27 protein-coding genes, 2 pseudogenes and 1 other annotated feature are annotated in these 26,858 nt (G+C 41.6%); of the genes and pseudogenes, 2 read left to right on the top strand and 27 right to left on the bottom strand.

Annotation, left to right across the window (positions count from 1 at the left end; all coding sequences use genetic code 11):
- Positions 1-30: 30 nt before the first annotated feature.
- From F9856_RS03085 to F9856_RS03055, 7 genes are all read right to left on the bottom strand, one after another.
- Positions 31-1,101 (bottom strand): ABC transporter substrate-binding protein, encoded by a 1,071-nt coding sequence (locus F9856_RS03085; protein WP_202105695.1) that lies wholly within the window; start codon positions 1,099-1,101, stop codon positions 31-33.
- A complete protein-coding gene (locus tag F9856_RS03080; protein ID WP_015646880.1) occupies positions 1,101-1,871 on the bottom strand; it encodes an ABC transporter permease in 771 nt (256 codons plus the stop codon). Before F9856_RS03080 ends, F9856_RS03085 begins: the two co-directional genes overlap by 1 nt.
- Positions 1,871-2,671 carry an ABC transporter permease gene (locus tag F9856_RS03075; RefSeq protein WP_002938659.1) on the bottom strand — a complete coding sequence of 267 codons (801 nt, stop codon included), beginning with the start codon at positions 2,669-2,671 and terminating at the stop codon, positions 1,871-1,873. Before F9856_RS03075 ends, F9856_RS03080 begins: the two co-directional genes overlap by 1 nt.
- Positions 2,655-3,809, bottom strand: coding sequence for an ABC transporter ATP-binding protein (locus tag F9856_RS03070; RefSeq protein WP_202105694.1), 1,155 nt, complete (start codon positions 3,807-3,809; stop codon positions 2,655-2,657). The genes F9856_RS03075 and F9856_RS03070 overlap by 17 nt, the downstream gene beginning before the upstream one ends.
- A 145-nt stretch (positions 3,810-3,954) precedes the next feature.
- Positions 3,955-4,860 (bottom strand): UDP-N-acetylmuramate dehydrogenase, encoded by a 906-nt coding sequence (gene murB / locus F9856_RS03065; protein ID WP_202105693.1) that lies wholly within the window; start codon positions 4,858-4,860, stop codon positions 3,955-3,957.
- 234 nt (positions 4,861-5,094) lie between these two features.
- A complete protein-coding gene (gene thrB / locus F9856_RS03060) occupies positions 5,095-5,955 on the bottom strand; it encodes a homoserine kinase (RefSeq protein WP_011922331.1) in 861 nt (286 codons plus the stop codon).
- A gap of 3 nt (positions 5,956-5,958) precedes the next feature.
- Positions 5,959-7,245: a homoserine dehydrogenase gene (locus F9856_RS03055; protein WP_202105692.1), complete on the bottom strand. Its 1,287-nt coding sequence runs from the start codon at positions 7,243-7,245 to the stop codon at positions 5,959-5,961.
- A 104-nt stretch (positions 7,246-7,349) separates the two neighbouring features.
- Here F9856_RS03055 and F9856_RS03050 point away from each other — a divergent pair, with 104 nt between their 5' ends.
- On the top strand, positions 7,350-8,273 hold the full coding sequence (locus F9856_RS03050; protein WP_002940677.1) for a polysaccharide deacetylase family protein: 924 nt from the start codon (positions 7,350-7,352) through the stop codon (positions 8,271-8,273).
- 225 nt (positions 8,274-8,498) lie between these two features.
- Here F9856_RS03050 and F9856_RS03045 read toward each other — a convergent pair whose 3' ends face one another.
- The 19 genes from F9856_RS03045 to rplU all read right to left on the bottom strand — a co-directional run bounded on the left by F9856_RS03045 (position 8,499) and on the right by rplU (position 25,973).
- Positions 8,499-10,307 carry an ABC transporter ATP-binding protein gene (locus tag F9856_RS03045; protein ID WP_202105691.1) on the bottom strand — a complete coding sequence of 603 codons (1,809 nt, stop codon included), beginning with the start codon at positions 10,305-10,307 and terminating at the stop codon, positions 8,499-8,501.
- An 8-nt stretch (positions 10,308-10,315) separates the two neighbouring features.
- Positions 10,316-12,052, bottom strand: a complete 1,737-nt coding sequence (locus tag F9856_RS03040) for an ABC transporter ATP-binding protein (RefSeq protein WP_202105690.1) — start codon at positions 12,050-12,052, stop codon at positions 10,316-10,318.
- A gap of 192 nt (positions 12,053-12,244) precedes the next feature.
- Positions 12,245-12,487, bottom strand: a complete 243-nt coding sequence (locus tag F9856_RS03035; RefSeq protein WP_012028079.1) for a KH domain-containing protein — start codon at positions 12,485-12,487, stop codon at positions 12,245-12,247.
- Between the two features lie 21 nt (positions 12,488-12,508).
- Complete coding sequence (gene rpsP / locus F9856_RS03030) at positions 12,509-12,781, bottom strand: 30S ribosomal protein S16 (protein WP_002940682.1); 273 nt, start codon at positions 12,779-12,781, stop codon at positions 12,509-12,511.
- Between the two features lie 124 nt (positions 12,782-12,905).
- Positions 12,906-13,214 (bottom strand): DUF4298 domain-containing protein, encoded by a 309-nt coding sequence (locus tag F9856_RS03025; RefSeq protein WP_024383553.1) that lies wholly within the window; start codon positions 13,212-13,214, stop codon positions 12,906-12,908.
- Positions 13,214-13,861 carry a pyroglutamyl-peptidase I gene (pcp, locus tag F9856_RS03020; protein WP_202105689.1) on the bottom strand — a complete coding sequence of 216 codons (648 nt, stop codon included), beginning with the start codon at positions 13,859-13,861 and terminating at the stop codon, positions 13,214-13,216. Before pcp ends, F9856_RS03025 begins: the two co-directional genes overlap by 1 nt.
- Positions 13,858-14,613, bottom strand: a complete 756-nt coding sequence (locus F9856_RS03015) for a class I SAM-dependent methyltransferase (RefSeq protein ID WP_202105726.1) — start codon at positions 14,611-14,613, stop codon at positions 13,858-13,860. The genes pcp and F9856_RS03015 overlap by 4 nt, the downstream gene beginning before the upstream one ends.
- Before the next feature lie 63 nt (positions 14,614-14,676).
- Positions 14,677-17,856: a carbamoyl-phosphate synthase large subunit gene (gene carB, locus F9856_RS03010; protein WP_202105688.1), complete on the bottom strand. Its 3,180-nt coding sequence runs from the start codon at positions 17,854-17,856 to the stop codon at positions 14,677-14,679.
- 348 nt (positions 17,857-18,204) lie between these two features.
- On the bottom strand, positions 18,205-19,284 hold the full coding sequence (locus tag F9856_RS03005; protein WP_202105687.1) for a carbamoyl phosphate synthase small subunit: 1,080 nt from the start codon (positions 19,282-19,284) through the stop codon (positions 18,205-18,207).
- Between the two features lie 535 nt (positions 19,285-19,819).
- The gene (locus F9856_RS03000) at positions 19,820-20,743 is read right to left on the bottom strand and encodes an aspartate carbamoyltransferase catalytic subunit (RefSeq protein ID WP_202105686.1); all 924 of its coding nucleotides are present in this window, start codon (positions 20,741-20,743) and stop codon (positions 19,820-19,822) included.
- A 56-nt stretch (positions 20,744-20,799) separates the two neighbouring features.
- The gene (pyrR, locus tag F9856_RS02995; protein WP_029176545.1) at positions 20,800-21,321 is read right to left on the bottom strand and encodes a bifunctional pyr operon transcriptional regulator/uracil phosphoribosyltransferase PyrR; all 522 of its coding nucleotides are present in this window, start codon (positions 21,319-21,321) and stop codon (positions 20,800-20,802) included.
- A 206-nt stretch (positions 21,322-21,527) separates the two neighbouring features.
- A complete protein-coding gene (locus tag F9856_RS02990) occupies positions 21,528-22,175 on the bottom strand; it encodes a Pr6Pr family membrane protein (protein WP_202105685.1) in 648 nt (215 codons plus the stop codon).
- 47 nt (positions 22,176-22,222) lie between these two features.
- The gene (locus F9856_RS02985) at positions 22,223-22,561 is read right to left on the bottom strand and encodes a zinc ribbon domain-containing protein YjdM (protein WP_012775074.1); all 339 of its coding nucleotides are present in this window, start codon (positions 22,559-22,561) and stop codon (positions 22,223-22,225) included.
- Between the two features lie 80 nt (positions 22,562-22,641).
- Positions 22,642-23,535, bottom strand: a complete 894-nt coding sequence (locus F9856_RS02980; RefSeq protein ID WP_202105684.1) for an RluA family pseudouridine synthase — start codon at positions 23,533-23,535, stop codon at positions 22,642-22,644.
- Positions 23,519-23,983 (bottom strand): signal peptidase II, encoded by a 465-nt coding sequence (gene lspA, locus F9856_RS02975; protein ID WP_012775073.1) that lies wholly within the window; start codon positions 23,981-23,983, stop codon positions 23,519-23,521. The genes F9856_RS02980 and lspA overlap by 17 nt, the downstream gene beginning before the upstream one ends.
- A complete protein-coding gene (locus F9856_RS02970) occupies positions 23,976-24,890 on the bottom strand; it encodes a LysR family transcriptional regulator (RefSeq protein ID WP_202105683.1) in 915 nt (304 codons plus the stop codon). The genes lspA and F9856_RS02970 overlap by 8 nt, the downstream gene beginning before the upstream one ends.
- Before the next feature lie 82 nt (positions 24,891-24,972).
- Positions 24,973-25,131 (bottom strand): GNAT family N-acetyltransferase, encoded by a 159-nt coding sequence (locus F9856_RS02965; RefSeq protein WP_202105682.1) that lies wholly within the window; start codon positions 25,129-25,131, stop codon positions 24,973-24,975.
- A 188-nt stretch (positions 25,132-25,319) separates the two neighbouring features.
- On the bottom strand, positions 25,320-25,613 hold the full coding sequence (gene rpmA / locus F9856_RS02960) for a 50S ribosomal protein L27 (protein WP_009909754.1): 294 nt from the start codon (positions 25,611-25,613) through the stop codon (positions 25,320-25,322).
- A gap of 45 nt (positions 25,614-25,658) precedes the next feature.
- Positions 25,659-25,973, bottom strand: a complete 315-nt coding sequence (gene rplU / locus F9856_RS02955) for a 50S ribosomal protein L21 (RefSeq protein WP_002941330.1) — start codon at positions 25,971-25,973, stop codon at positions 25,659-25,661.
- A gap of 35 nt (positions 25,974-26,008) precedes the next feature.
- Positions 26,009-26,184: a sequence feature (ribosomal protein L21 leader region), on the bottom strand.
- A gap of 187 nt (positions 26,185-26,371) precedes the next feature.
- Here rplU and F9856_RS02950 point away from each other — a divergent pair.
- Positions 26,372-26,584, top strand: a pseudogene (locus F9856_RS02950) (helix-turn-helix domain-containing protein); the annotation flags it as partial.
- Between the two features lie 177 nt (positions 26,585-26,761).
- Here F9856_RS02950 and F9856_RS02945 read toward each other — a convergent pair.
- Positions 26,762-26,858, bottom strand: a pseudogene (locus F9856_RS02945) (IS200/IS605 family transposase); the annotation flags it as partial.

Here is a 26,858-nt window from a genome sequence, read left to right as displayed (position 1 = left end):
TTTATTTATATTGCTACCTGTCCAATCAGACTATTTCCGATACATCTTGAATTGGAGATAGAGGTCATTATACATTCCAAGTATCTCTGGTCCAAGATTATCATAAACTTCCATCTTCTTCATCGTTTCTTCAGATGGATAGAAAGATTCATCGTTCTGAGTCTCCTCATCCAGCATAGCCTTGGCTGCAGGAATTGGTGTTGAATAACCAACATATTCTGCATTGCGAAGCGCATTTTCAGGACGAAGCATAAAACTCATAAAGGCGTAAGCTCCATCAATATTTTTTGCTGTTTTTGGAATGACCATGTTATCGAACCAAAGATTAGAACCTTTTGATGGTACAACATAGCGCAGATTTTCATTTCCATCTAACATTTCACTCGCCTCGCCTGAGAACGAAACAGCAATTGCTGCCGCATCTTGTATCATATAACCTTTTATCTCATCAGCAACAATTGCTTTGACATTTGGAGTTAGATTATAGAGATGTTCAGCTGCTTTTTCAATCTCTGCAGGATTTTTAGAGTTTAAGCTGTAACCCAAAGATTGCAGACCGAAGCCCATGACCTCACGAACACCGTCGATTAACATGATATTGTCACGGTATTCTTCTGACCACAAATCTTCCCATTCTTGAGGAGGATTTTCTACCATGGTTTCATTGTAAACAATCCCCAAGGTTCCCCAGAAATATGGAATAGAATAGTCATTGTTCTTATCAAAACTCAAGCGCATAAATCGTGGATCGATATTGTCTAAACCTTCAATTTTTGATTTATCTAGTTTCACGAGCATATCTTCTTCCGTCATTTTGGAAATCATATACTCAGAAGGAACGGCCAGGTCATAGGTAGTTCCTCCCTGCTTGATTTTAGTGTACATGGATTCGTTGGAATCAAAGGTCTGGTAATCCACCTGAATACCTGTTTCAGCCGTAAATTCTTCCAGCAATTCTGGGGCAATATAATCTCCCCAGTTATAGATGACAAGTTTATCAGTTGTCCCTTGGGTTGAATCTGCTTCTAATTTTGAACTAATTCCCCATAAAACAAGAATAATAGCTACAATACCTACAAAAAATGAATACAATCGTTTCATTAGTTGGCCTCCTTTTCACGCGAGATGAAATAATAACCTACTACCAATAAGATAGAGAAAAGGAAAACAAGGGTTGACAAGGCATTGATTTCCAAAGAAATCCCTTGACGTGCCCGAGAATAAATCTCAACAGATAGGTTTGAGTAACCATTTCCCGTTACAAAGAAGGTCACAGCAAAGTCATCCAAGGAATAGGTAAAGGCCATGAAGTAGCCTGCAATGATGGCTGGTGTTAGGTATGGCAACATGATTTCTTTCAGCATTTGTGGCTGAGTTGCCCCCAAATCATAAGCTGCTGAAATCATATCTGCGTTCATCTCTTTCAGCCGTGGCAAGACCATCAATACTACGATTGGAATAGAAAAAGCAATATGACTGAGCAATACTGAAACAAAGCCAAGCTGGAAACCAATCATGGTAAAGAGAATTAGGAAACTTGCCCCAATCATGACGTCTGGAGCGACCATCAAGATATTATTGACAGACAAGAGTGCATTTTGAAAACGAGGTTTTGCCTGATAGATATAGATGGCACCGAAAGTTCCGATAAGGGTCGCAATCAAAGAACTCAAAAAAGCTAATAGGAAGGTTTGAGCCAGAATCAGCATTAGTCGGCTATCGCCAAGCATAGATGAAAAATGCTCCAAGGTAAAACCTGTAAATCCGTTCATATCTCCACCTTCATTGAAAGCGTAGAAAATCAAATAGAAAATCGGCAAATAAAGAAGAAGAAAGGCAACCGTTAAGTAAATGTTTGCAAATTTTTTCATTATTTCTTCCTCTCTTTCGTCATCCACATAATCAAGAGCATGGCTAAAATCAAGACCACACCAATGGTTGAGCCCATTCCCCAGTTTTGTGTTGTGAGGAAATGTTGTTCGATAGCTGTACCAAGTGTGATCACTCGGTTACCGCCAATCAAACGGGTCAACATGAAAAGGCTCAAACTCGGAATAAAAACCGCTTGAACACCTGAACGAACGCCGTTCATGGAAAGAGGAAAAATAACTTTTGTGAAGGTCTGCCAAGGAGTTGCCCCCAAATCACGACTGGCATTGATTAGGTTTTTATCCAAATCATCCAAGGCGTTAAAGATCGGCAAAATCATAAACGGAATCTCGATATAGGCTGCAACAGCAATAAAGGAGAAATCTGTGAAAAGAATTTGCTGAGCTCCTAGACCAATAAATTCTAGGAACTGGTTGATAGAGCCGTGTTGTCCAAAAATACCGATAAAGGCATAGGCTTTCAGCAAAAGATTGACCCAGGTTGGTAAGATAATCAACATGAGCCAGAGCTGTCTATGCTTGAGTTTGGTCAAGAAATAGGCTGTTGGGTAGGAAACCAAAAGCGTGACCAGAGTAATAATACCTGCGTAAAAAATGGAGTTAAAACTCATTCGCAGATAGGTCATATTTGGCGAGTTAAAATAGGTCTGATAATTGGCCAAAGTGAAATTGCCATGAATATCAAAGAAAGATTTGAAGATAATCAAGGCAACTGGAGCAAGTACAAAGAGAAAGACCCATAGGGCATAGGGAATTGCAAAAAGCCTAGAGGTTTTCTTCATTGCGTTCCTCCTCAATGGCGTTAATCAAGCCATCTTCTACTTCTTCCACTTCCACATACTCTTCGATACGGGCATCAAATTCCTCTTCCGTTTCATTGAGGCGCATGATATGGATATCTTCTGGCTCAAAGTCCAGACCGATGACCTCTCCCACTATAGCCTTACGAGTAGAGTGAATCATCCACTCATTACCGAGGTCATCATAAGCAATGATTTCATAGTGAACCCCACGGAAGAGTTGGGTATCTACTTTTACCTGCAATTTGCCTTCTTCTGGTAGAGTAATCTGCAAGTCTTCTGGACGGATAACAACTTCAACTTCTTCATTTGGACGCATACCTCCGTCCACAGCCTCAAAACGTTTGCCATTAAACTCAACCAAGTAGTCTTCTATCATACGTCCAGATAGAATATTGGACTCACCGATAAATGTGGCAACAAAGTGGTTGATTGGCTCGTCATAAATGTCCACTGGCGTTCCAGATTGAACAACCTCGCCTTCGTTCATGACAAAAATCCAGTCACTCATGGCCAGAGCTTCTTCTTGGTCATGGGTAACGAAGACGAAGGTAATTCCAAGACGTTGTTGCAATTCACGCAGTTCGTACTGCATTTCTGTCCGCAGTTTCAAGTCCAGGGCAGAAAGTGGTTCATCTAGCAAGACAACGCGAGGCTGGTTGATAATCGCACGTGCAATAGCAACCCGCTGGCGTTGACCACCAGACAATTTCTGAATGGAACGATTTTCATAACCAGAAAGTCGGACCATTTGTAAGGCTTCTGTCACACGGCGTTCGATTTCAGCCTTGTCAACCTTGCGTAATTTAAGAGGAAAAGCCACATTTTCAAAGACAGTCATATGTGGGAAAAGGGCATAGGACTGGAAAACAGTATGGACATCCCGTTTATTGGTTGGAACATCATTAATCCGTTGACCGTCCAGATAAATATCACCTGAACTCGCATCCAATAAACCAGCAATAATGTTCAAAATCGTTGATTTACCTGAACCAGAAGCTCCTAAAAGGGTATAAAATTTCCCCTCTTCCAATTCAAAACTAATATCCTTCAATACAGTTGTTCCACTGTCTTCAAATACTTTTGAAACGTTCTTAAATTCAATAATTGGCTTTTTCAATTCTCATAAATTCCTTCTTTTTTGTAAGAGCCTAATGGCTAGAGTTTAGTCTTTCAGTTTGCTTTTAGTACTAGGCAACGAGCTGCAGACAGTACTGAAGTACGGCAAAGCGAGTTAACGACGTAATAAAAGATAAACTGAAAGACTATGTATCAGATGGGTCGCCGATAATACGCACCTCTCTCTCCAGCGTAATGCCTGAAGATTTTTCAACAACATCAATCACATGTGCAATCAGATTTTCATAATCCTTTGCTGTACCATTGTCGACATTGACCATAAAACCTGCGTGTTTTTCAGATACTTCAACACCACCAATACGGTAGCCTTTCAAACCAGCTTCCATAATCAACTGACCTGCGAAGTGACCAAGTGGACGTTTGAAGACTGAACCACAAGATGGATATTCCAAAGGTTGCTTGAGCTCGCGTAAATGTGTCAAACGAGCCATTTCTTGTTGAATAACCGTATGATTTCCTGGCTTGAGGGCAAATTTAGCAGACAAAACAATCGCACCGTTTTCCTGCAAAATAGAAGAACGGTAGCCAAATCGTAACACACGATTGTCCAATGTTTCAACATAACCTGCAGGAGTCAAAATCTGCGCTGAAACTAGAATGTGTGCCACTTCACCTCCGTAAGCACCTGCATTCATATAGACAGCACCACCAATACTTCCCGGAATACCACAAGCAAATTCAAATCCTGATAAAGAATGGAAAAGTGCGACTTTTGTCGTTTCAATCAGATTGGCACCTGCTTCTGCTTCAATGGTGTATCCTGATACAGTAACAGAGTTAAGTTTATCCATACGGATAACAAAACCACGAATACCGCCATCTCGGACAATGATATTACTTGAATTTCCTAATACTTGCCATGGAATACCTTCGCGTTTAGCAAATTCTACTATACGAACAATCTCGTAACGATTCCGCGGAAAAGCTAGATAATCAACAGCTCCTCCTACTTTTGTATAGGTATATTCTTTTAAAGGCTCATCGAATCGGATATCGATGCCTTCTAATTCAAGCCTAATTTTATCTTTCATAACCTTCTCATTTCAATTTAAGATATACAGGATTTATTATACCAAAAATTACAGGAGAAAACGAATAAAATTCAACAAAAATACTTTCACAAGCCAAATTAATTTGCCCCAATATTTTGAATTGGAGAATGGAATGCACAAAAAAAGGAGTTCCCTTCCTACCGCATATAGTAGCGATGGCGAACTCCAATAAAATAAACATGTTTAGTTTTGCAAATGATAGATTCTCACTATCTATACAATAGCAATCCCTTTGGTATCTACTTGAAGGCGGTGGACAGTTCCGTCTAGATTTAGTTCCTCTAATGCTAGAACAATAGCGTCCTCCCTATCTTTGGGCGCTAATACCATCACTGTTGGACCGGCACCTGATAAGTAGGTTGCATAGGCTCCCAACTCCTGTGCAGTTTGCTTGATTGGACAAAACTCCTTAACAAGTAGCTGACGAAACGGTTCATGGAACATGTCTGACTGAATTGCTTTCCCAGCTTTTTCAAGATCACCTGCCATCAAACTGGCAACAGCAACGTTTGCAATGGCACTAGCAGCCACTGCTTTCTTGTACCCCATCTGAGAAGGCAGTACACCTCGGCTTTCAACCGTACGCAGTGGGTAGTTTGGAATAAAGGCAACAAAACTTGCTTCTGGGAATTCTGTTACAACTGCCTGTACTCTCTTATTAACATAGCTAGAGATGACTAAATTACCAAAAATCGCTGGGGCTACATTATCAGGATGTCCTTCAATTTCTGTAGCTTTGAGCAATTTTTCATCCGCTGTCATATTCAAACCTGCTAATTGATTAGCCAATTCGATACCAGCTACGATAACGGAACTGGATGAACCCAAACCACGTGCCAAGGGAATGTCACTAATCATTCTGATACGATGAGGCTGCAATCCTTTTTCAATCTTTAAAGCTGTCTTGATCAAAAGATTGTTCTTGTCTGATGGAACATGTTCAAGATTGTGCTCAATCACCCATTCATCAGTCTCTTCAAATACTTCAATCGTTAGATATTTCGAAAGGGCAACACCTACTGAATCAAATCCTGGACCGATATTAGCTGAAGTTGCTGGAATAATAATTTTCATTGCTTATTCTCCCAGTACTTTAAAGGTATTTAAGACAGTAAAGTCTGTTTCTTTACTCAATTTGTCTGTTACATTTTCCAACTGAGTCTTACTCATTTCATGGGTCACAATCACTAGGCGAGCTGTTTCTCCATCTGCAGCTTGTTGCAGAATTTGCTTGAAGGAAATTTCTTCAGAATTGAAGATTTCTGCTAAACGAAGCATTTTTCCATTTTTATCAGGCGCATCAATTGAGAAATAATATTCGCTTTTCACATCGCTTGGGGCTGCCAATTGAAGTGGGCGACTATATTCATTGAAGGCTTTGCCGATAGTATTGTCTTTCAAGCGACGAACGATACGAATAATGTCAGCCATAACACTTGTTGCAGTCGGTTTTTGCCCAGCGCCCGGTCCATAGTACATAGACTGGCCGATGCCGATAGATTCGACAAATACAGCATTCATCACACCATTCACGCTTGCAAGTGGATGATTTTTCGGTAGGAAGGTTGGAGATACTTCGGCAGCAATACCAGAGGTAGTCTCTTGAATATCACCCACAAGTTTGATGACATAGCCCAACTCTTGTGCCACTGCTACATCTTCTGGCGTGATATTTGAAATCCCCTTGTGTGCTACGTGTTCAAAATCAACTGTCATCCCGAAAGCAAATTGACTGAGGATAACAGCCTTGTAAGCCGCATCAATCCCCTCAACGTCATTTGTTGGGTCAGATTCTGCATAACCAAGTTCCTGTGCTGTTTGAAGAGCTTTTTCGTAAGTCCAGCCTTCATCAACCATCTTAGTCAACATGAAGTTTGAAGTACCATTCAATACACCGAGGATACGAGTCACCTTATCAGCAGCCAATGAGTTAACCAAGGTACGCAAGATTGGAATACCACCTGCAACTGCAGCTTCATAATAAAGAGCAAGACCTTTCTCTTCAGCCAAGGCACGCAATTCGCCACCATGAACAGCAAGTAAATCCTTATTGGCTGTTACAATATGCTTGCCTGCTTCCAAGGCACGTGTAATAAATGTTTTTGCTGGCTCAATACGTCCCATCAGCTCAACGACGATGGCAATTTCCTCATCAGCTAAAATCTCGTCAATATTTGTCACAAAATGATAGTCATGACCTGCAGCCAAGAGACGGTCTTTTTCTGCTTCATCCTTGACCAAAACCTTAGCAACTTCAATACTATCATGCGCGGCTTTCTCTATTTTTTCCTGATTTTCTTCTAACAAAAATGGCACACCACTCGCAACGGTTCCAAATCCTAATAATCCTATCTTAACTACCATGTGCTCTCCTTTAAAATGTATTTCTCCCATTATAACAAATATTCTGACTATTTGGCAAAAAATTTGTTATAATTGTTTTAATATATGATTACGGAGATAAGATAATGAAACATTCAAGAAGAGCTCGTCGAAGCCGCACACAAAAGAAACAACTTGTGCCAATGCTACTTGGTATCGCATTATTAGTAGTGACTCTACTATCTATTTTTCTAATCTTTCTAAAACAGCCTTCTAAGCAGCAAAATGATTCCAAAGCTTCAACGGTAGAGACAACAACCAGTTCGAGTGTTATGACTTCAGAAAGTAGTGAAGTACAAACTGAAATCATTTGGGAACAACAAACTGAACCTATCAGACTTCCAATCCTCATGTATCATGCCATTCACGTAATGGCTCCTGAGGAAGAAGCTAATGCGAATCTTATCGTAGATCCAACGACTTTCGAAAGTCATCTGAAAGCATTGCAAGATGCAGGTTACTATACTTTATCACCTGAAGAGGCTTATAAAGTATTGACAGAAAATGTCCTTCCTGCTGGCAAAAAGGTTGTCTGGCTAACCTTTGACGATAGCCTCTGGGATTTTTATAGTTATGCCTACCCATTGCTTAAGCAATATCAAATGAAGGCAACCAACAATGTCATTACAGGATTTACTGAATATGGACAAGCAGGGCACCTTACTCTTGAACAAATCAAGGAAATGCAGACCGCAGGGCTCTCCTTCCAAGGGCATACCGTCAACCACCCTGATTTAGAGTATAGTTCTATCGAGGATCAAACAAATGAACTTACTTCCTCTAAAGCCTATCTTGACAGCCAATTAAATCAGGAAACCATCGCTATCGCCTACCCTGGTGGACGATACTCAGCAGATACAGTAGCCTTAACTGAACAAGCTGGCTACAAACTTGGTGTGACTACTAACAACGGCTTGGCCTCTGCTAGTGACGGATTACTGACTCTCAATCGTGTCCGCATCCTCCCAACCACTACCGCTGAGGGACTATTATCCGAAATTTCCTATTAATTTTCACAAACATGCATATGAGAAAACTCCCTGTCACTGACAAGGGAGTTCGTTTTATGTATACTCAATGAAAATCAAAATCAGGCTAGCTCCAAAGGTTTGGGGAGCCTTTGGAGGTTGGAAATAGAGCGAACAAAGTTCGCTTCTCCAAGAGCAGATAGTCCCCCTACTGCTTTCGCGTCTTCAGGTAGTAGGCTGAAAAAATCCACAGGATCTTTTCACTCATCAAATCAAGGCAACAACGTCTGCTTTTGATTTTCGAAGAGTATTAGATTGACTAAACTGACTTTGATAAAGATTATAATAGAAACCTTTGTCTGCCAAAAGACTTTCATGGTTACCTTGTTCGATAATCTGTCCATCTTTCAAGACCAAAATCTTATCAGCTTCCTGAATAGTTGATAAGCGGTGTGCGATGACGAAACTTGTCCGCCCTTTCATCAACCGTTTCATGGCCTTTTGAATCAAGAGTTCCAAACGGGTATCAACTGAGGAAGTCGCTTCGTCAAGAATCAGAATAGCAGGATCCGCCAACAAGGCACGCGCAATAGTCAAAAGCTGTTTCTGACCTTGGGAAATATTGCTGGATTCCTGGTTCATTTCCATATTATAACCGCCAGGCAGGGTACGGATAAAGTGGTCAACGTTGGCAGCTTTAGCAGCCTCCACAATTTCCTCATCTGTCGCATCCAGACGTCCAAAACGCAGGTTTTCCTTGATGGTCCCTTCATAGAGCCAAGCATCCTGCAAGACCATACCAAATTGACTACGGTAGGATTGACGTGAAAGATTTCGAATATCCTGCCCATCTACCTTGATAGCACCTGATGTGACATCATAGAAACGCATGAGAAGGTTGATGAGGGTAGTCTTACCAGCCCCCGTTGGTCCAACGATGGCCACCATCTCACCGGGTTGAACATCCAGATTAAAGTTACGGATAAGCGGCTTATCTTCTGAATAGCCAAATTCAACCTGTTCAAAGCTGACTTGTCCTGTCAGACTTTCTGTCAACTCTAGTGCATTGGCGTCTTCTTCATCAAGCTCATCTAAGACTGAAAAGATGCGTTCAAGGGAGGATTTGGCAGACTGCAACTGTGGTGCCAACTGGGTCAAGGTTTGGACTGGCTGAGAAATCTGCCAGACGTATTGGACGAAGGCCTGCATATTACCGACCGTCAATGTACCTGCAAGAACTTTCAATCCAGATAGCAGTGCAACGACTACATAGGCGATGTTTGAGAAGCCGTGTACCAGGGGCATGAGCAAACCAGACATGAAACTAGCCTTGAAACCAACTTTCTGCAAATCTGCGGTAATCTGGCGAAACTCTTCTGTAGAAATTTCTTCACGGCCGTAAAGTTTGAGAACGTTAAAACCAGTCAGATTTTCTTGGACAAAGCCGTTCAAACGACCTAGGGCATCAGCTTGCTGCTTGAAATATGGCTGGGATTTACCCATGACAAACTTAGAACCAAAATAGGTCACTGGAACCAAGGTTACGACTACAAGTGCTAGGGATACATCCAACCAGAAACACATGAAAATGGCTAGAGAGAGGGTCAGAACGGCATTGACTAACTGGAGAAAACTTTGTTGCAGGGCGTTTGAAACAGTCTCCACATCGCTTGTAAAACGCCCGAGTAAATCACCATACTGGTGCTTGTCAAAATAAGACACTGGAATCTTGTTAATTTTGTGGCTCAAATCCTGACGTAGTTCCTTAGTTGCTCCCTGCACTGCCTTGGTCATAAAATAGTTAGAACCGTAGGTACCGATTTCATATAGAAGGGCGCGAAGGGCATAGATGGCAAGCATGATGGCAATGTAGGAATAGTTAATCTGCGCTCCTTCTACTCCATTTGCCATGTCCAACAGATTCTTGGTCAATTCTGTAATGATTAGTCCCAGTACAAAGGGTTCTAAGGCATTCATAACTGCGCTAATGGTCTTTAGAAAAACGGCTAAAAATACAGAAGATTTGTAACGACGCAAATAGTCCCAAACACGGGTAAATACTGATCTATTCTTCATAATTCCTCCTATTCTTCTGTTAACGATTGACGGTTAAGCTGAGAATTGGCGATTTCTCGATAAATCTCATTGCTTTCCATCAATTCATTGTGGGTGCCGCGGCCAACGATTTCACCTTCGTTCAGCACGATGATCTGGTCGGCATCCATAATGGTTCCGACACGTTGTGCCACAATTAGCACCGTCGCATTTTCCGTCACTTCCTTCAAACGACTCCGCAAAATTGCATCCGTCTTATAATCCAAGGCTGAGAAAGAATCATCAAAAATGTAAATATTCGGCTGCTTCACAATAGCACGTGCAATGGACAAACGTTGCTTTTGCCCGCCTGACAGGTTGCTTCCGCCCTCAGCTAGATGGGTGTCGAATTTTTCTTCCTTACTCTCGATAAACTCCTTAGCCTGAGCCACATCCGTCGCATCATGAAGTTCTGCAAGACTAGCATCTATCTTACCGTACTTTAAGTTTTCCGCGATAGTTCCGGTAAATAGCAGAGCTTTCTGCGGAATAAAGCCAATCTTGCTGCGGAGTGCCTTTAGATTGTAGCGTCTGACATCCACACCGTCCACCAAGATACGACCAAGTGTCACATCATAGAAACGTGGAATCAAGTTGACCAAGGAAGACTTACCAGAACCAGTCGAACCGATAAAGGCAATGGTTTCACCAGGCTTGGCTTTGAAGGAAATATTGTGCAATACAGGCGACTCGGTCTCACCAGGGTAGGCAAAAGTCACATTTTCAAACTCCAAATAGCCACGAGTATCAGTTTCAGTAATACCTTCTTCATTCTTAGAAATGGAAATGGGCATATCTAGCACTTCCTGAATCCGTTGGCTCGATACCGACATACGTGGATACATGTTAAACAAGTTGGCAAAGAGCAAGAATGAGAAAAGCGCGTGGAAACTATATTCGATAAAGGCTACTAAATCACCGATTTGCAGACTGCCTGTTTTCAAGGGTTCCAAAGCAAACCAGACAATGGCCACAATCATAGCAATGATAATCTGGACAAAGAGAGGCTCTGTCAATCCAGTCAGATTAAAGAGCTTTTTGGAAATATCGGTATATTCCTCATTGACCGACTCAAAGCGCTCCTCTTGAAACTCCTCACGAGTAAAGGCACGAATGACACGTAAGCCCATGAGATTTTCACGAACATACTGGTTAATGGTGTCCAATCGTTTCTGTTGTTTTTCAGAAAGAGGACGAGTTTTAGTAGCTACATAAAAAATGACGAAAACCAAAAATGGCATGGCTACTGCTACTGTCCAGGCCAAGCTCGGACTGGTTACCAAGGTCATGATGACAGAAGCAATCATCATCAAGGGTGTAATAATACCTAGTTTCAACACCATTTCAGAGAATTGCATGAGAACAAAAGCATCATTTGTCATACGAGCAACTAGAGAAGAGACACCAATCTGCTCATATTCATGATGAGAATAGTCCTGAATTTTCTCATACAGATCATTTCGAATATCTTTGACGATATTTGTAGTCAATTTTCCAGCTGCATAGGCAAGTGTCACTCGGCCAACAATACCGAGCAGGACAATCAATCCCATCATTCCTGCCCAGTAGTAAAGCTGTCCAACATTGTTTTTTGTAATCCCTTGGTCAATCATTCTTGCCAAAAATGTCGGCAAGCCCAAGTTTACCACTACAAACAAGAAGGCCCCCAACAAGTCTAAGGCAATCCACTTAGGGTATTTTTTCAAATAGGTCCAAACTAATCGCATAAATCCACCTTTCTATTAGTCGTGTCACTAGACGAAATAAAACATATCAAACCTTACTTAAATATGCACAAATCTAGTAGGCCTGAAGTTTTCCTACTCTATCAAATATCAAAGTATTAAGAGGAAACTAAATGATGATAAAAAGGGGCTAGGCCCCTTTGTCAACGTTAAAAGCCACCAAATGGTGACTTTCTATTCTTTCTCGTCAATCACTAAACGAACTTTTTTATCACTTGTTGGAACAGAATAGACAATCGTTCTGATTGCAGAAATTGTGCGTCCTTTTCTACCAATGATACGTCCAATATCAGATTGATCCAAATCCAAATGATATTCCAAGAATTCAGGTGTATCAACAATTTTAATTGTCAAGCTATCAGGCTGTGAAATCAAAGGTTTCACAATCGCAATAATGAGATTTTCAATCATGTCCATAAGTGTACTCGCTTACTGTTCTTATTTAGAGAATTTTTGCTCGTGGAATTTCTTCAATACGCCAGCGTTTGAAAGAAGGCTACGAACTGTATCAGATGGTTGTGCACCTTTTGCCAACCATTCAAGTACACGCTCTTCTTTAAGAGTTACTGAGTTTTCAGCCAAAAGTGGATTGTAAGTACCAACTGTTTCGATGAAACGACCATCGCGTGGTGCGCGTGAATCTGCAACGTTGATACGGTAGAAAGGTTTCTTTTTAGAACCCATACGAGTCAAACGGATTTTTACTGCCATTTTTAAATGTTCTCTTTTCTTTGTATTTTTATTCGGTGAAATAGCAGAGCTATTTAGCACATGTTCTATTATACCACACTTTAACAGGGTGTCAAGAAAAAAACTTGACAGGTTTTAAAAAAATTTATTGTTCGAGCATATCTGCTAGTTCTCTCAGTTGACTTGCTAGATTTGTACGGTCAAACAGTAAATTATAGACTCCATCTTCACTCAATACTCCGCAAGGAATACCATTGAAATAACCCTTATTAGATAAATCAAGATCTTCCATATAGGTCTGGCTCTGGTAATAATCTAATAACTGTAAATAAGTCGATTGTTCCTGGTTGAGTTGTGCCAGACTATCGGAAAGGGACTGGTTCAGCTCTAGCTGTCTGTTAAATATTTTTTCCATTTCCTCTACACGTTTTCTTGCTTCCATAATATTTTTCATCAGTGTGTACTACCACCACCCTTTTTAATATCCTCTTTATCCCTATATTCAACAATCGCTCCTATAGCTACTTCAACTCCTCTTACAATATCGTTCAAAGACATGGAAGCCAGTCCTGGCTTGTCGACAACCTGCTCTGGCAAGAAGGGAATATGGAGAAAGCCTGCCTTAGTCTTTGGAAATTGCTTCTCCGCCAAGTAAAGAGCTTGATACATGAGATGGTTGCAGACAAAGGTGCCGGCGGTGTTTGAAACAGAAGCAGGAATGCCCACAGAACGAATGGCTTCGACCATAGCCTTGATAGGTAAGGTGGAGAAATAAGCAGGCTGACCATCTTCTCGAATCGTTCTATCAATCGGCTGTTGCCCTTCATTGTCTGGAATGCGTGCATCATCTTGGTTAATGGCTATACGCTCAGGTGTTAAATCAACTCGCCCACCAGCTTGCCCAATACATAGTACCGCATCAGGTAAATGTTCTGCCATTTTCTCCTCTAAAACATCCGCAGCCTTGTCAAAAACAGTCGGAATCTCTACAAGAATAATCTCTGCACCAGCAATGGTCTTAGGTAGAGATTTGATTGTTTCCAAGGCTGGGTTAATAGACTCGCCACCAAAGGGATCAAAGCCTGTTACGATGATTTTCATACTTCCTCCTCCAAAATAATTTCTCCGTAGTGAAATTTTTGATTGGGTCTGACATGACGTTTAAAGCCAAATTCTTCAAAGACCTGATCTCGAAAATGAGCCTTAATAATAATTTTTCTTCTAGCTACTCGTTTAGCCTCAGATACAATTTCCTCCGTTAAACGACTTCTGTCAGCCAAAATAGACAAGCCAGAAAGATTTTGTGATTCCTTGATTTCTTCTGAAAACATGGGATCAAAGTAAATGACATCAACAGACTTATCTATTTGCCCTTTCAAATAAGTCAAACTATCTGTCCAAATTGTCTGGATAGATTTCATGGCTCGATTGACCTCTTGCAGCCCACTATCAAAATCCTGTAAACCCCGACTCACAATAAAGTGCACTAGCTTAGAACTTTCCAAGGCTGTCACCCGATGACCAGCACTTGCTAACACAATGCTATCAGATCCCAAGCCCATAGTACAGTCTATTATTGATTGTTTTTCTTTTCCAAGTAATTCTAAAAGCGGATCTCTTCCAGACTTAATCCGCAACATGGCAGTATCTGGGTGGAAAAATAAAACCTGCCCACCCCTCTGCTCTAGTATCAATTTATCCTTATAAAGAACCAAGACAGCCTCGTAGGTACCTAACATTTTTCCAACCGACTGCTTCTTTCTTTCCTTGTATTCAATTCCCAGTTCACTGGCAATCCGTCTAGCCCTATAGACCAGCCCCTCATCCATCCCAAGACTAGTTGTTACAATCATTTTCATACTCTTCAGTATATCAAAAAATCAGGACGAACTCAAAGCTCATCCTGATAGTATCTTCTATATAGCCTGTGTCATGAAGCTACGGCTCTCCAGCACTTTGACCATAGCTTCTGCTGTATCGAGGGCCGTAAAGAGCGGAATTCCTCCTTCAATAGCAGAGCTTCGAATGACTTGACCGTCACCATCTGCCACCCGTTTTTTACCAACCGTATTGATAATAGCTTGAACCTTACCTGCACGAACAAGACTTGGAATATCTTGACAAGCTGCGTCGCCTAATTTGCCAACAGTTGTTACAGCAAGTCCATTTTCTGTTAGAAAGGCAGCTGTACCTGCCGTAGCCAGCAGGCCATAACCAAGTTCATGGAAACGTTGAGCCAGACCAAGTGCTTCTTCCTTGTCTTCATCCGCAATGGTAAAGACTACATTACCAAACTCAGACAGGTGTTGGTAGCTTGCTTCAAAAGCCTTATACAGTGCTTTCTCCAATGTCAAGTCTGACCCCATAATCTCACCCGTAGACTTCATCTCTGGACCCAACAAACTGTCAACTTTAGCTAATTTTGTGAATGAGAAGACAGGCGCTTTTACATGCACTTGGTTGCTCTCAGGATAAAGACCGTCTTGGTAACTCAGTTCTGCAAGGCTTTGTCCCAAAATCAATTTGGTTGCAACCTGAGCCATTGGAATGTCTGTGACTTTGGACAAGAATGGCACCGTACGACTGGCACGAGGATTGACCTCAATCACATAGACCGTTTCATCCTTGATGACAAACTGGATATTCATCATACCGATACAGTTGAGACCGATTGCCAAGCGTTTGGTGTAGTCTGCAATGGTCGCCTGCACTTCTTTGGACAAGGTTTGTGGCGGATAAACGGCCATCGAGTCACCTGAGTGAACCCCAGCGCGCTCGATATGCTCCATAATACCCGGAATCAAGACATCCTTACCATCTGAAATGGCATCGACTTCACACTCACGACCGACGATATAAGAATCCACCAAAACTGGGTGCTCTGGCGAAGCCTTGACCGCTGTTCTCATATAAGAACGCAAATCCGCTTCATTTTCGACAATCTCCATAGCACGACCACCCAAGACATAAGAGGGACGAACAAGTACCGGGAAACCAATTTTGCGGGCCGCCTCTAGAGCTTCCTCTTCGTTGGTTGCGGTTTGGCCTGGTGGCTGTGGAATCCCTAGGTCTTTCAGGGCTTTTTCAAATAAATCCCTGTCTTCTGCTCGGTCCAAGTCTTCCACTTGTGTCCCCAAGATTGGAATGCCTGCTTTGGCCAATGGCTCTGCCAAATTGATAGCCGTCTGGCCACCGAACTGAACGATAACCCCTTTTGGTTTCTCAAGGTCAATCACGTTCAATACATCTTCCAAGGTCAATGGCTCAAAGTAAAGCTTGTCCGAAACCGAGAAGTCTGTTGACACCGTTTCAGGGTTTGAGTTCATAATGATGGCTTCGTAGCCAGCGGCCTGAATAGCTTTTACAGAATGTACCGTCGCATAGTCAAACTCAACGCCCTGACCGATACGAATTGGGCCAGAACCCAGCACCAAAACAGATTCTTTTTCTGAACGAATTGACTCATTTTCCCACTCATAAGTTGAATAGAAATAAGGTGTAGCACTTTCAAACTCAGCCGCACAAGTGTCCACCATCTTGTAAACGGGTACAATCTTGTGGTCAGTTCTCAGTTGACGAATGTAGGATTCAGTTCTGCCCCAGAGCTCCGCAATCTTGCGGTCTGCAAAACCGTATTTCTTGGCTTTTTTCAATAGGTCAATGTTATCAAAATTCGTAGCCAATTCCTGCTCGATTTCTAAGATATGAAGCAGCTTATCAAGGAAGAAAAGATCAATCTTCGTCAACTGAGCCAGTTCTTCTACTGTATAGCCACGTCGAAGAGCTTCTGAAAGATAGAAGAGTCGGTCATCTTGAGCCTTGACAATCTTTTCAACCAATTGGTCATCTGTCACTTGGCTGAGTTCAGCCATTTCATTGTGATAGACTCCGATTTCCAAAGAACGGCAGGCCTTGAGCAAACTTTCTTCGATATTACGACCGATGGCCATGACCTCGCCAGTTGCCTTCATCTGCGTTCCAAGGCGGCGTTCCCCTTTTTCAAATTTATCAAATGGGAAACGTGGAATTTTTGCCACAACGTAGTCAAGAGCTGGTTCAAACATGGCATAGGTTGTTCCTGTAACAGGGTTCACCATTTCATCCAAGGTCAAGCCAACCGCAATTTTTGCTGCTAATTTGGCAATAGGATAACCTGTCGCTTTCGATGCCAAGGCAGATGAACGGGACACACGAGGATTGACTTCGATGACATAGTATTTGAAACTATGCGGATCTAGTGCCAACTGCACATTACAGCCACCTTCGATTTTGAGGGCGCGAATAATGCTGAGACTGGCATCACGCAACATCTGGTTTTCAATATCCGAAAGCGTCTGCGTTGGGGCAAATACGATAGAATCTCCTGTATGAATTCCCACAGGGTCAAAGTTTTCCATGTTACATACGACCAAGGCATTGTCAGCCGCATCGCGCATCACTTCGTATTCAATTTCCTTGAAACCAGCAATCGAACGCTCAATCAAACACTGGGTCACCGGTGATAATTTCAGACCATTTTCAGCAATCTCACGCAACTCTTCTTCATTGGCACACATACCGCCGCCAGTACCACCAAGCGTGAAGGCTGGTCGAACAATGACAGGATAACCAATTTCAGCAGCAAATTCCAAAGCCTCATCAACTGTTGTCACAATCGTTGACTCAGGAATAGGCTGATTGAGGTCTTCCATGAGTTGTTTGAAGAGGTCGCGGTCCTCTGCCTGATCAATTGCAGACAGTTTAGTTCCCAACAACTCAACTCCAAGCTCATCTAAAATACCAGCCTTAGACAATTCCATGGCCATGTTGAGACCAGTCTGACCACCAAGAGTTGGCAAGAGAGCATCTGGACGCTCCTTCCGTAAAATCCGTGTGATAAATTCAAGCGTGATCGGTTCAATATAAACCTTGTCCGCAATTTCTTTGTCTGTCATGATAGTTGCAGGGTTTGAATTGACCAAGACAACACTATAGCCTTCTTCCTTCAAAGCCAAACAAGCCTGAGTCCCAGCATAATCAAACTCCGCAGCCTGTCCGATAATAATCGGACCAGACCCAATCACCATAATTTTCTTAATATCCGTACGTTTTGGCATAATGTATGATACAAAGCCCGTTAAGAGGACAAAGCGAAAATAGGAAACGCGACGCTGATGCTTCAAGCATCAAGACGACGTTTATCTTTTTCGCACAGTCCTTAGGGCGTGTTCGAATAGGAAACTCGAACCTGTATCTTCTCCTTTCTATTCGTCGCCTCTCTGAGCGACATTAAATAAGATAAGTCCGACGTTTAGAATCTCAATTCGATAATAATTGAAATTCTAAACTAGTGTCAGAGTTAGCAAAGGTCCCATAGGACTTTGCGTAGGAGGACACATGCGTTAGCATGAAGTCCGACTTGCTCTGACCGACGCAGTAAGGTTTAACTCGATATTAGTTAAACCTTACTGCCCTTTTTTAAACGAATCCATCAATTCCATAAATTCGTCAAACAAATAGCTGGCATCATGTGGACCAGGTGCAGCATCCGGATGGAATTGCACAGAAAATCCTGGATAATACTTATGACGTACCCCTTCGACTGATAAGTCATTGATTTCTTCATGCGTAATCATAAGGCTATCCGGTAAATCTTCTCTAGACACAGCATAGCCATGGTTTTGACTAGTAAAATCAACACGTCCTGTCGCAATCTCTCGTACAGCATGGTTAAAGCCACGGTGTCCAAATTTCATTTTATAGGTCTGGGCACCATTTGCTTTAGCAAATAATTGGTGTCCCATACAGATACCAAAAATCGGAATCTTCCCTAGAATTCCACGAATCATATCCAAAGCTTCTGGAACATCATCTGGATTTCCTGGGCCGTTTGATAGCATAACACCATCAGGATGGAGAGCAAGAATTTCTTCAGTAGTAGTATCATAAGGGACAACTGTCACATTGCAATCACGCTTGGCTAACTCTCTAAGAATAGAATGTTTCAATCCAAAATCAACCAAAACAACACTACGTCCAACTCCAGGTGCAGGATAGGCTGTTTTTGTCGATACTTGCTGGATGTTGTTGGTTGGCAAAACAGTCGCTCTCAACTGGTCTGTCAAATGCTCAACAGAATCACCAACATTTGCCAATGTCGCCTTCATGGTCCCGTGCTGACGAATAATTTTTGTCAAGGCGCGTGTGTCAATTCCAGAAATAGCTGGAATTTTCTTAGCCTTTAAAAATTCATCCAAAGTCATCTGGTTACGCCAGTTACTTGCTCGACGAGCCCACTCGCTAACAACCACTCCCTTACAAGTCGGTTTGATCGACTCGTAATCATCGCGGTTAATCCCGTAATTTCCTACCAAGGGATAGGTAAAGGTTAAAATCTGACCATTATAAGACTGGTCCGTGATGGATTCCTGATAACCTGTCATCCCAGTTGAGAAAACCAACTCACCAGTCACATCAATATCAGCACCGAAGGCCTCCCCTTCAAAAATAGTGCCATCTTCCAAAATTAAACGTCTTTTTGACATAATCTATGATACAAAGCCCGTTAAAAGGACAAAGTGAAAATAGGAAATTCGGCGCCGACGCTATAGGCGTCAAGTCGATATTTATCTTTTTCACACAGTCCTTAGGGCGTGTTCGAATATAAAAATCAAATCTTACTCGAACCTGTACCTTCTCCTTTCTATTCGTCGCCTCTCTGAGCGACATTAAATAAGATAAGTCCGACGCCGTAAGGTTTAGCTCGATATTAGGTAAACCTTACGGCTAGTGTCAGAGTTAGCAAAGGTCCCATAGGACTTTGCGTAGGAGGACACATGCCTTCCATGTAGTCCTACTTACTCTGACCGACGTGAGAAAATGGATTCGATAATAATCCATTTTCGAGCTAGTGCAAGGAATAGCCTGACCTCCATAGAGGCAGGCGTAGGGAAATGAGTTGCTCGCAACCATTGACCTGTTCCTTGCCTTTCTATTCGTCGCCTCTCTGAGCGACATTAAATAAGATAAGTCTAACAAATTTCTAACTGCTCAGTTCTAAGGTACCTGAACAGCTTACTTTTAAGCCTTGCCATTGACAATTGCTTCCAAAATCGCCATACGGACAAATACACCATTCTGCATTTGGCGGACAATACGTGATTTGGGTGCTTCAACTAGAGAATCATCAATCTCAACATCGCGATTGACAGGGGCCGGATGCATAACAATTGCAGTATCTTTCAAGCGTTTGTAGCGCTCCTCTGTTAAACCATGCAAACGGTTATAAGTTTCTTTAGAAAAGCCACCATCACCATCATGACGCTCGTGTTGCACACGAAGCAACATCAAGACATCTACTTTCTCAACAATATCATCAATATTCAAATGCTGACCATAGACATCAAATTCCTCTGCGTACCATTCCTCCGGTCCAGCAAAGAAAATCTCAGCTCCCAGACGCTTCAAAATTTGCATATTGGACTTAGCAACCCGTGAGTGTGTAATATCACCTGCAATGGCAATTTTCAAGCCTTCAAAAGTTCCAAATTCTTCATAAATAGTCATCAAATCAAGTAGGGATTGGCTTGGGTGTTGACCTGAACCATCACCACCATTGACAATTGAAGTCTGAATGGTAGGACTATCGATCAATTGCTTGTAATAATCCACTTCCGAGTGACGAATCACGCAGATGTCTACCCCAAGTGCCGACATGGTCAAAATGGTATCATACAAGGTTTCACCCTTATTGACTGAGCTGGTACGAGCATCAAAGTCAATCATTCCCATATCCAAACGAAGCTCTGCCATTTCAAAAGACTTATGCGTCCGAGTTGAATCCTCAAAGAAAAGGTTAGAAGCATAGTACTTCCGATCCAACTCTACCTTTTCACCGCGTTTAAAAGCAATTCCTCTCTGAATAAGCCCGAGTACTTCTTCGTTTGAAAGAGTTTCCATTGTAACCAAGTGTTTGAGTGATACTTTACCATTTGTAATTGTCATGACGATACCTGCCTTTAGGATATAAGATGTAGAATACTGAGTTGAAAAATAAACGACTAAGCTCCCTCGACTAGGAGGACAGAATCCTGACCATCGATTTCAGCCATGTGAACGATGATTTCTTCCGAACGGCTGGTAGGAATATTCTTTCCAACATAGTCCGCTCGAATTGGTAACTCTCTGTGCCCTCTGTCGACCAACACTGCCAAACTGACACGTGCTGGACGCCCAAGAGATACAACATTATCTATCGCTGCACGAATGGTTCGGCCTGTATAGAGCACATCATCTACCAAAATAACATCACGGTCATTGACATCAGCAGTCATGCTTGTCGTATCTTCTTCGACTTTTACATCATCACGGAAAGGCTTGGTATCCAGTTCACCCAGTGGAACATCAATCCCCTCTAACTGTTTCAGCCTTTCCTGAATACGTTTAGCAATGAACACCCCACGGGTTTTAATACCTGCCAGAACAATATTTTCCAAATTCTTGTTCCGCTCGATAATTTCATAAGTGATACGGGTGATCGCCCGTTTCATGGTCATATCGTCAACGATTTCTTTTGTCTTCATAAAGACCTCCAAAAAATATAGAAAAAAGTCCCCTTTACACAAGGAGACTATGAAAATATAGGCTAGCATTTATAGACTAACCTGCTTAACACGTTGCTCCTTGTCTGCCTCTCTGGACAGGTTTTAAAGGATTTATTAAGCAGAGTATAGCATAAAATCTCAGCCTTGACAATTTTTTTCTGAAAAAATATAGAAATTATCGGATTTTACTGAGAATTTTTTCCAAAAGACAATGAAGTCTTAAGGTTTATGGATTTTAGTCCCGCCAATAGAAAACCGCAGACTAGATAGGCGACAAAGATGACTCCAGCATAAGTCAAAACATAGGTCCAACCATACTTAGGGACATTGAGAAAGAAATAAGCAAAAGGACTGTCCTTAGCATCTGGGATTGGAATTTTTATGAAAAGACCATTCACTAGACCAAAAATCATGTAGAGAACAGGCAAAAGCGTCCACCAAATCGGGTCAAACCACTTGTACTGTTGCTGACGATCGACTATTAGGGTATCTAACAAAAAATATAAGGGAACAATATAATGGCAGAGTAGATTTTCAAGTCGCCAGAAATCGTCTGCCAAAGGTGCCAACATAAAGTGATAGACTACACAGGTAATCATGATAGACATGGTTACAGCAGCCTTTATCCGAAGAAAACGTGACGTCTGTAAATCCACACTTTTACTCATGGCATAGACCATATAGACAGCAAACAGAGATACCAATAAATTAGATTGTACCGTATAATACATGAGCATCCCGATACCGTATTTAATGATTTCTAAGGCGGTACCTGTGATGGCTAAAATGGCTAACAGGCATCTACTGTAAAACAAAATACTTTGATTATTCATACTATCCTTTCAAAAACAGGAAAAGACTGGTTAACCAGTCCTCTCTCTTAGATTTTCTTAACAAATTCAGATTTCAGCTTCATGGCACCAAAACCATCGATTTTACAATCAATATTGTGATCGCCTTCAACGATACGGATGCCTTTAACACGTGTACCTTGTTTAAGGTCCTTAGGCGCACCTTTCACTTTCAAATCTTTGATAAGCGTCACAGTATCGCCGTCCGCCAAACGATTACCGTTAGCATCAATTGCAACAGGTCCACTTTCTTCCTCAGCTACATCTGCTGGGTTCCATTCGTATGCACACTCAGGGCAAACCAAGAGGGCACCGTCTTCATAGACATATTCAGAATTACATTTTGGACAATTTGGTAAAGTTTCCATTCTTACTCTCCTTAACATTTTTCATGTTCTAGTATAGCATTTGTTGAAAAAATGGGCAAGATGATAAGGTTTTCATACTATTATTCAGCCTTGCGCAGTTTTTCAAGTGCCTCCTGAAAAATAGCTGGCGCTTCTGCCGTAAATTCAACAACCTCGCCAGTTCTCGGATGGGTAAATCCAAGCGTTCTGGCATGAAGAAACTGACCATGACCCTTCAGTGTCTTTTTAGGGCCGTAGGCCTCATCCCCTGCTACTGGATGACCGATATATGCCATGTGGACACGAATTTGATGTGTCCGACCGGTTTCCAAGGTCAATTCTAGCAAGGTATAATCTCCGAAACGTTCCAAAACCTGAAAACGTGTCACAGCTTCTTTCCCTTTGGCAGTCACCGCTTGTTTCTTGCGGTCTTTTTCAGAACGACCAATCGGCGCCTCAATTACTCCGCGATCGTTTAGTAGATTGCCGTGTACAATGGCCCAATACTTACGAAGGGATTTCTTATCTTTCAATTCAGCAGCAAGCTTTGTATGGGCATCATCGTTTTTAGCAATCATGAGCAAGCCAGATGTGTCCTTGTCAATCCGATGCACAATTCCTGGTCGCAAGACACCATTGATGCCTGACAAATCTTTTACGTGATAAAGGAGAGCATTAACTAGCGTTCCAGACGTGTGACCAGCCGACGGATGAACGACCATCCCTTGAGGTTTATTTACAACAGCAACATCCTCGTCCTGAAAGACAATCTCTAAAGGAATATCCTCAGCAACATAGTCAATTTCTTCTACTTCTGGAATTTGATAGGTTAGGACATCCCCAACCTGCACACTATATTTAGCTTTTTTAGGCTGTCCATTGACCAAAACCTGACCAGCCTTAATCTGCTCATTTGCAACCGAACGAGACAAATCCGTCAAATCCGACAATGCCTTATCCAAACGAATGCCACCAACTTCAACTCTTACTTCCATTACTCTCTTCTTTCATAATACAAATAAATAAAATACCTACACCAACCGTCAGACAAACATCTGCTACATTAAATACAGGGAAACTAATAAAATCCAAGTGAAACATGTCCACCACATATCCCAATCTAAGACGATCAATAAAATTCCCAAGAGCACCAGCAATCATCAAAGACAGACTGAATAAAGTCCAGATATTGCCCTTGATCTGTTTGATATAGTACCACACTAAGCCTGTCACAGCAACAATTGTCATTATCGTGAAAAACCACTGCTGATTTTGTAAAATCGACCAGGCAGCACCATAATTTCTTAGATAAGCCAAGCTCATCAATCCTGGTATAAATTCCGTTACCGTATCTAATTCAATATTGGCAACTGTCCAAGCTTTTACAAACTGGTCCAAACCAATTAATACTACCATCAAAAATGGAAATCCAATTTTACGCATTTTCATCCTTCTTCTTATCAAAATATGCCTGCATGGTTTCAATAAAGTCTTTGGCACAAGAACTAAGTTCATCATTAGATCGTTTAACGTAGACCATGCGATTGTCTACCTTTCCTTTGAGAGGAATTACGGTAATGCCATTGACACTCTCGTCATCAAGATAACCCGAACCAGTTGCATAGGCATCCGTACGCTCCAAAATTCCATTCAGAGTAGCACGGTCTGTCACATCAAACACAACCGAGGAATCCGACGTATCAATCAAGTTCTCGGAATAATAAAGATAAGCCTCTTTTTCTTGAGTGAACCGTACGGTAGGTAGACCTACCAAATCTGCTGGATCAACCTCAGCTTTCTTTGTCAAAGGATGATCTTCACGAAGGTAGATATGAGTCTGAAATGCAGACAAATCTACAGCTTGCAAGTGAAGTTTATCCAATTTCTGCATGATTCCTTTTGTATTTCTCTCGTTCAAATAAATAATACCAAGCTCGCTATAACCTTGAGCAACCTCATCTAAAATCTGTACTGTAGTCGATTCAAAAATGCGAAAATGAGGGTACTGCGGGTGGCTACGAGAGAACTCCGTAATCAATGGGGGAAGAAAATCATAATGCTGACTTGAAATTGAGAAAGTCTTCTCACCTTCCTCAGGTTGCAAATAGAGATGCTCAAACTGATCAAATCCCTTAACTAAAGCCTGAGCTTTCTCATAGAATTCCATCCCTTTTTGTGTCAAAAAAGTTCCTGAACTAGTTCGGCTAAAAATTTGAAAACCTAACTCTTTTTCCAAATCACGAATGGAAATGGATAAACTAGGCTGGGAAACATACATTTTCTCTGCTGCTTCCCGAAAAGTACCACTGTTGGCAATGGCTACAACGTAGCGTAATTGTTGAATATTCATACCTGATACCTCTTAAAACTGCTCCTACCATTATATCAAAAAAAGCAAGAATTTGCTGAACTCTTGCGTTTTCGCAAATAGACTAGCCCGTCCGGTTCTTCAAAACTAATTTCTTGTATAACTTCCAGGTTCCCAATTTCTCTTCTTCAACTGCAATTTGAAAGGCTTTGGAATTTCTGTTCGCCAAATCATCGATGACTAATTTTACTAAGGTGGAACCCATACCGCTTCCTCTGAACATTTCATCTACTACTGAATGTAGAACTTATAGGCAGTGCAACAGTGCAGAAAGCAAAATATTTTTATCCTATAGAGAAGATATTGCCGTCTTGAATCACTTCTATCGTACACTTTTAAAAATTGCAAAATCAAATTACAAAAAAGACTCTCCGAAATCTCGGAAAGCCTATTGTTAAGCCGTTTTCAGACTTATTTTGCGATCGGGTAAACAGATACTTGTTTCTTATCGCGACCTTTACGTTCGAAGCGTACAACGCCTTCTACTTTAGCGTAAAGAGTGTCATCTCCACCACGACCTACGTTAGCTCCTGGGTAGATTTTTGTACCACGTTGGCGGTAAAGGATTGAACCACCTGATACAGTTTGGCCGTCAGCAGCTTTCGCACCAAGGCGTTTCGCTTGTGAGTCACGACCGTTTGACGTTGAACCTCCACCTTTTTTGTGGGCCATAAATTGCAAGTTAGCAAGATTCAAGTTTAACATATGTTATTCCTCCGAATTTCTGTAATGATTGCTTCAAGCTACGCCTTAAGCGTTGATAGCGTTGATAACAACTTTTGTGTAAGGTTGACGGTGACCTTGTTTGCGGTGGCTACCTTTTTTAGGTTTGTACTTGAAGGTAACAACTTTTTTCTGTTTACCTTGTTTTTCAACAGTACCAACAACAGTAGCGCCTGCTACAAGTGGAGTACCCACAACAGTTTTCTCACCACCAACAAGAACTACTTCTTCGAAAGTAACTTCTTGACCTGCTTCAACGTTCAATTTTTCAACGTAGATAGCTTGACCGACTTCAACTTTAACTTGTTTGCCGCCAGTTTTAATGATTGCATATGTGCTCATTATGCACCTCCTATGATTTTTGGGTCTTGCCCGAATTTGATGTGAAGACTCGCCTAGTACCGTGGGACGAACCACTTTATCTTGCTCAATAAAAATTAAGTTCAGACTAGGCGACGCAGACACAGGTAGAACTTAGGTTCACCAAGTTAAGTCAACGACATTTGAGCTTAATTTTTGCAGAACAACGGCATTCGTGCGGTTGCACAGGATGTGTGCATAGTCAACAGTCCTATTATAACAAAAACACCTGCAAATGCAAGTGTTTTGAATCATTTTTTTAAATTTCAAAAACTGCGCTAAATTCCCAAAGTAAGTTCTAGTCTGTCTTAAAAACTGGAAATTAGACTGAGACAAAGAAATAAGGTAGAACTTACTATGGGACAAGTTGGTAACTGACAATGAAAAACAAACACTTAACCCTCTCTGATCGCAATGATATTCAAATAGGAATTGAACAACTTAAGCCCTTCTCAGCTATCGCTGTTAAGCTAGGAAAAGACCCGTCCACAATCTCAAAAGAAGTTCGGAGAAATAGGGTGATAAAAGAGAACTCTAGTACCTCCAATTGTGAGGCCTGCCCTTTACTCAAAAAGTCCCATATGACCTATAATGAAAAGCAACCACACTCACATTAGAAAGACTCATATGGAGTCATAACCACCCGTGAAAACGGGTGGCTTGTACACCGGCTATAAGCCGTTTCTCTCCAGCGACGTCTAAAGACGTTCGCTGAACTTCGTTCAGGTTAGTGCTATAATTACTTGACTAATGCCCGTAACAACGGGCTTTTATCTTGTTCTAAAACTGCCATCTGAAAATGGATCTTCATACTCTTTGACACTCAATTTATCAAGTGCAATGTCATTTTTCTCCTGCTCGCGAATA

It is taken from the genome of Streptococcus suis, assembly GCF_016743335.1.
GTDB lineage: Bacteria > Bacillota > Bacilli > Lactobacillales > Streptococcaceae > Streptococcus > Streptococcus suis_Y.
This window is presented reverse-complemented; position numbering and strand designations above follow the sequence as displayed.